Origin of the sequence: Baaleninema simplex PCC 7105, from assembly GCF_000332355.1 — a bacterium.
GTDB lineage: Bacteria > Cyanobacteriota > Cyanobacteriia > Cyanobacteriales > Geitlerinemataceae > Baaleninema > Baaleninema simplex.
The window spans coordinates 3,402,358-3,406,559 of record NZ_KB235958.1 but is presented as its reverse complement, the minus strand read 5'-3'; the positions used below and the strand labels follow the sequence as shown (position 1 = coordinate 3,406,559).

Here is a 4,202-nt window from a genome sequence, read left to right as displayed (position 1 = left end):
CGTTCAGCGCAGCATTATTGACGCTCCTCCCCCCAACCCTACGCGGGTATGGTCGGAGATTCCTGTTTCACTGGCTCATGCCTAGATAAACGAGCAAGCCCGAATACCCCCGGTCAGAACGCCTTCACAGGCTGTTTGTTTAACGTCCACGATGCGCCCCACCGCAGACATAAGCGAGAATCAAATTCTCTTGGCAACACCAACTGGCGATTTTGTGGTTTACCTCCACCACGGGTTTTTCGGGTGCTGTGAACCATACCCTTAGGAGCTTAAAGACCGTTTCCGGTCAGGCAATTTTACCAGTTTGTTCGTTTCGGCGCTATCCCCTTCTCTCGCTATCGCATTGTTCAGGGGATGCACCGAAACTCACCGCCGCTTCACCACCAACCAAGCCTATTGGCTATGGTTGGAGCACTGCGACGAATCTTGGTAGAGCTTCGGTCTCCCCTCGACGCCACAGACCGGATGCGTCGTCACGAGCGCGGTGTCGTTTCTTCCGTATCTAAGGCATCACCATCGGAATCAAGCCGTTTTCAGGAATATAGTCTCGATACCGCTCGTCTTCAGCGAGAACCGCTACCAGGTGAAGGTTCCAATCCGGTTCGGTGGGTAAGTCCACCCAAGGAACGGCGATTTCCAAACACTTGTCCATCGCCACTTTGACGCGGCTTTTGCTCGTGCGCCAGCGATCGCGTTCGATCGCCTGATTCATTTGGTAGGACTGACTGATTAAATTGACTTCCAAATGGGTGGCGAAGCGATAGTTCAGCGGTGGGGCGTCCGGTAACTCTTGCAATGGTGCGAGACTCGTGTACATGGGGCGCTGGGGATAGTACCACAGCAAATGTAGCTCAGAAGGACAATCTTTCCCCGGTTCGATCCCCGTTTTGAAGTCCAGGCGCATATAGAAGTTCAAGTGGTCTAAACCGTACCACAACCGCTGTACGGGACTGCTGCGGTGCATGGTTCCTCGAGATCCCCCCACGTCGATCCGTCCGGCGCGATCCCAATCCTGCTCGTCTCCCACGCCATCGATGACGGGATGGATGAAACTTTGCGGGCGCATATCGCCTTTTTTCTCGTGGGCTTCGAGGGGATAGCACACCTCTTCAGGGATCGGTTCGTTGAGGGCGTGATAGAGGGCGCTGAGGTGTTCGCGGAACAGGCGATCGAAAATGGCATCTTGCTCGGAAGAATGACCTTCGCCGAACCACCAGAACCAGTCAGACCCTTCGGCGGCGTAGAGGGCTTCCCAAGCTTCTGGGTTGTTTTCCTCGGTGGCTTCGGGATGGTTGGCTAGGGTCTGACGCGCTCGTGTCAGCATATCCCAGGCTTTATTTTTCACGGGATCGCCGATCCAAGTGGTAAAGCTACCGTCTACCCAAGAGCCGCTGTGCAGGCGATCGCTCGGAAGCATTTCCGTCGGGGGGAAGCGATCGATAAATTCCGATACCGTCACCAGTTGAATCCCGTGATGGTGGCTGAGGATGTGGTAGAGAGACTCGAGGAAGGGTTTCCCGTCCTGCTTGTAGAACTCCCAGCAATTTTCGCCGTCGAGGGCGATCGTCACGAGCCAGGGACGTTCTAAAGCGTCACCGTCTTGTTTGTGTTTGAGCGATCGCGCGATCGCCTCGAGGTGTCCGACTAAATCGGCGGCCGCTTCCTTCGGAGCCATCGAACCGTAAGTAAACCCGATCAGATCCGACAGTCGGTGATCGCGGAAGACGATCGCCAAATCTCCCGCATCGGTTTTCAGGCGATAGGGACGGTACAACAACTCTGGCTCGAACACGTTCCCCGTACTGTCGCGGTGGAAGAAATGTTTTTTCGTCCACCCGAGAACCGCTTCGTCCGAACACAGCCAGTTAAACCCTTGCTTGGCCACGTCGGACAAAATCTCGGGACTCACCGATTGTTCGGAGGGCCACAAGCCGCGAGGTTCCCGTCCGAAGCGATCGCAGTACAGTTTCCAGGCTTTATGTAAATGTCGCGGAATATCTTCTTTCCACAAAAAGCGGTTTTTGGGAAGTTCCATCTCGGGAACGGCGACCCGACCGGAATTCGTATCGGCCAGTAGCGGTAAAATCGGGTGAGTGTAGGGCGTAGTGGTAATTTCGAGCTGTCCCGTATCCTGCATTTTCCGGTGTTGCGGGACGATGCGCGAGATAATCTCTTTTTGCTTGGACAAGATGCGCTGGCGATCGCCGAGGGTGAAATCTCGTCCTTTTTTCAACCACCCCGCAATATCCGGGTCGTCCCAAAACAGCGGATCGATCCAAGCGAGATTGTGCCACGCTAGCAAGTCCGCATAATCCCGATCTTGCCAGTGTTCCAAACACCAGGTAATCCCTTTCTCGTGACGCTGTCCGAACAGTTCTCGATATCGAGGATGAGGGTCGATGAGCGTGTGGTGGTTCGCATCGAAAAACCGCTCGAGAATAAACTGTTTTCCTTTAACATCGAGCTGGTCGGTCGGCGTCAACAGCAATTTGAGATAGGGATCGAGGGCTTTTCCCTCAGCGTAATCCTCCAGTTGCAAAATCAGCGACGGAACCAAGTTCACCGTCTGGTGCAGTTCGGGAAACTGTTCGAGAATCAGGACGAGGTCGAGGTAGTCTTTCGTTCCGTGAAGGCGAACCCAAGGAAGGCGATACTGTTCCGAATCTGCGGAACTGGCGGCTCGACTTTTGTAGAGAGGTTGGTGCTGGTGCCAGATAAACGCGACGTAGAGCGGATGTGACATAATGCCCGATGAGTTGCTGCGAAGGATGGAACCCAAATTTATAGTACGTCGAGGGGATAGAGAGAACAAAGCCGAGGGTCAGACCCTCGACTTCGCTCGTGTTTGACTCAATGCGTGGGGGGCGATCGCGTTTCGAGACGAACGCCGTTGACGCAACGAATTACATCACTTGTTCGACTTCGGAAATTTCAGGGATGTATTCCCGAAGGCGGCGTTCGATGCCCATTTTCAGCGTCATCGCCGAACTCGGACAAGACCCGCAAGCCCCTTGCAGGCGTAGTTTGACGATCGGGCCGTCGATATCCATCAGCTCGACGTTACCGCCGTCAGCCATCAGATAGGGGCGCAGTTCGTCTAATACTTTTTCCACGTTGTCTTTGGTGAGTACTAGCGTCTCCATAGCGATGCCTCAATAGGTGTGTCAGTCGGCTCGATCGAGAACCGTTCGCATTTTTCTCGATTGTACCGTTTTCGTCGATCGCCTGCGGCACGATCGCCCTCGAGCAAACCTGCTACGCTGAAGAGAGAAAACCACCCTGTCCAGATCGATGAGTCAAGAAGATACCCAGGCGATCGCCCGAGAGCTGAAACTCCACGCTGTCATTCTCGGCGGGTTCGTCGCCGTGATGTGGATCGAAGAACTCCTCGACCAGTTTCTCTTTGGCGGCCAGCTCAACACCCTCGGCATTTACCCCCGCGAACCGGAAACCTTGCGGGGAATTTTGTTCATGCCCTTTCTTCACGGAAATTTCGCCCACCTGTTGTCGAATACGGTTCCCTTTGTCATCTTGGGATGGTTGGTGATGGTTCGGGGAATTCGCGATTTTTTCCTCGTCACCGCCGCCGCCATGCTACTCGGAGGCTTGGGGGTGTGGTTGTTCGGCGCACCGGGAATCCACATCGGGGCTAGCGGTGTAGTATTCGGTTATTTGGGCTTTTTATTGTTGCGCGGCTTGTTCGAGCGCAGTTTTCAGGCGATCGCCCTTTCGCTGCTCGTGGGATTTTTCTACGGCGGTTTAGTCGGGGGAATTTTTCCAGGGCAACCGGGGATTTCCTGGGAAGGCCATCTTTTCGGTTTCCTCGGGGGAATTTTGGCGGCAAAGTACGTCTCTCGCAAGCCGTATCGAGAGTAAAGTGTCAACAACCCGCCGTCAAGCCTGTTGGCTATGACGGGGGCTTGAAAAAGCCCACAAGTTGACCAGCCTAAGTCTTCCGAAGACTACGTTACGTCCGAGAGTTTAAGTTCCTACCGACGAGTACGTTGCCAGCTTGTCGCTCTAGAACTGAAAAGTTAAACAGCTTTAAACGGGTTAAGGCAGTGCTTTTCAGAGAGTACCGAGACGTAACCTTGGCGAGGCAAACGTTACCCCTTTTGGGAGTTGTGTATTATGCACATTTTCGTTCTAGACAAAGACAAAAAACCCCTAGCACCATGCCATCCAGCCAAGGCGCGGCGGCT

3 protein-coding genes are annotated in these 4,202 nt (G+C 54.2%); 1 reads left to right on the top strand and 2 read right to left on the bottom strand.

All coding sequences use genetic code 11. The features are described 5' to 3' along the window. Window positions 1-502: 502 nt before the first annotated feature. Both GEI7105_RS0117380 and GEI7105_RS0117375 read right to left on the bottom strand, forming a co-directional pair. Window positions 503-2,743 (bottom strand): glycoside hydrolase family 57 protein, encoded by a 2,241-nt coding sequence (locus GEI7105_RS0117380; RefSeq protein ID WP_017661706.1) that lies wholly within the window; start codon window positions 2,741-2,743, stop codon window positions 503-505. A 160-nt stretch (window positions 2,744-2,903) separates the two neighbouring features. Then, window positions 2,904-3,143, bottom strand: a complete 240-nt coding sequence (locus tag GEI7105_RS0117375; protein ID WP_017661705.1) for a NifU family protein — start codon at window positions 3,141-3,143, stop codon at window positions 2,904-2,906. A 148-nt stretch (window positions 3,144-3,291) separates the two neighbouring features. Here GEI7105_RS0117375 and GEI7105_RS0117365 point away from each other — a divergent pair, with 148 nt between their 5' ends. Continuing rightward, the gene (locus tag GEI7105_RS0117365; protein ID WP_017661703.1) at window positions 3,292-3,876 is read left to right on the top strand and encodes a rhomboid family intramembrane serine protease; all 585 of its coding nucleotides are present in this window, start codon (window positions 3,292-3,294) and stop codon (window positions 3,874-3,876) included. Window positions 3,877-4,202: the final 326 nt, after the last annotated feature.

Coding starts and splice junctions, on each gene's coding strand:
- GEI7105_RS0117380 (WP_017661706.1), bottom strand. CDS start 2,743: ATGTCACATCCGCTCTACGTCGCGTTTATCTGGCACCAGCACCAACCT.
- GEI7105_RS0117375 (WP_017661705.1), bottom strand. CDS start 3,143: ATGGAGACGCTAGTACTCACCAAAGACAACGTGGAAAAAGTATTAGAC.
- GEI7105_RS0117365 (WP_017661703.1), top strand. CDS start 3,292: ATGAGTCAAGAAGATACCCAGGCGATCGCCCGAGAGCTGAAACTCCAC.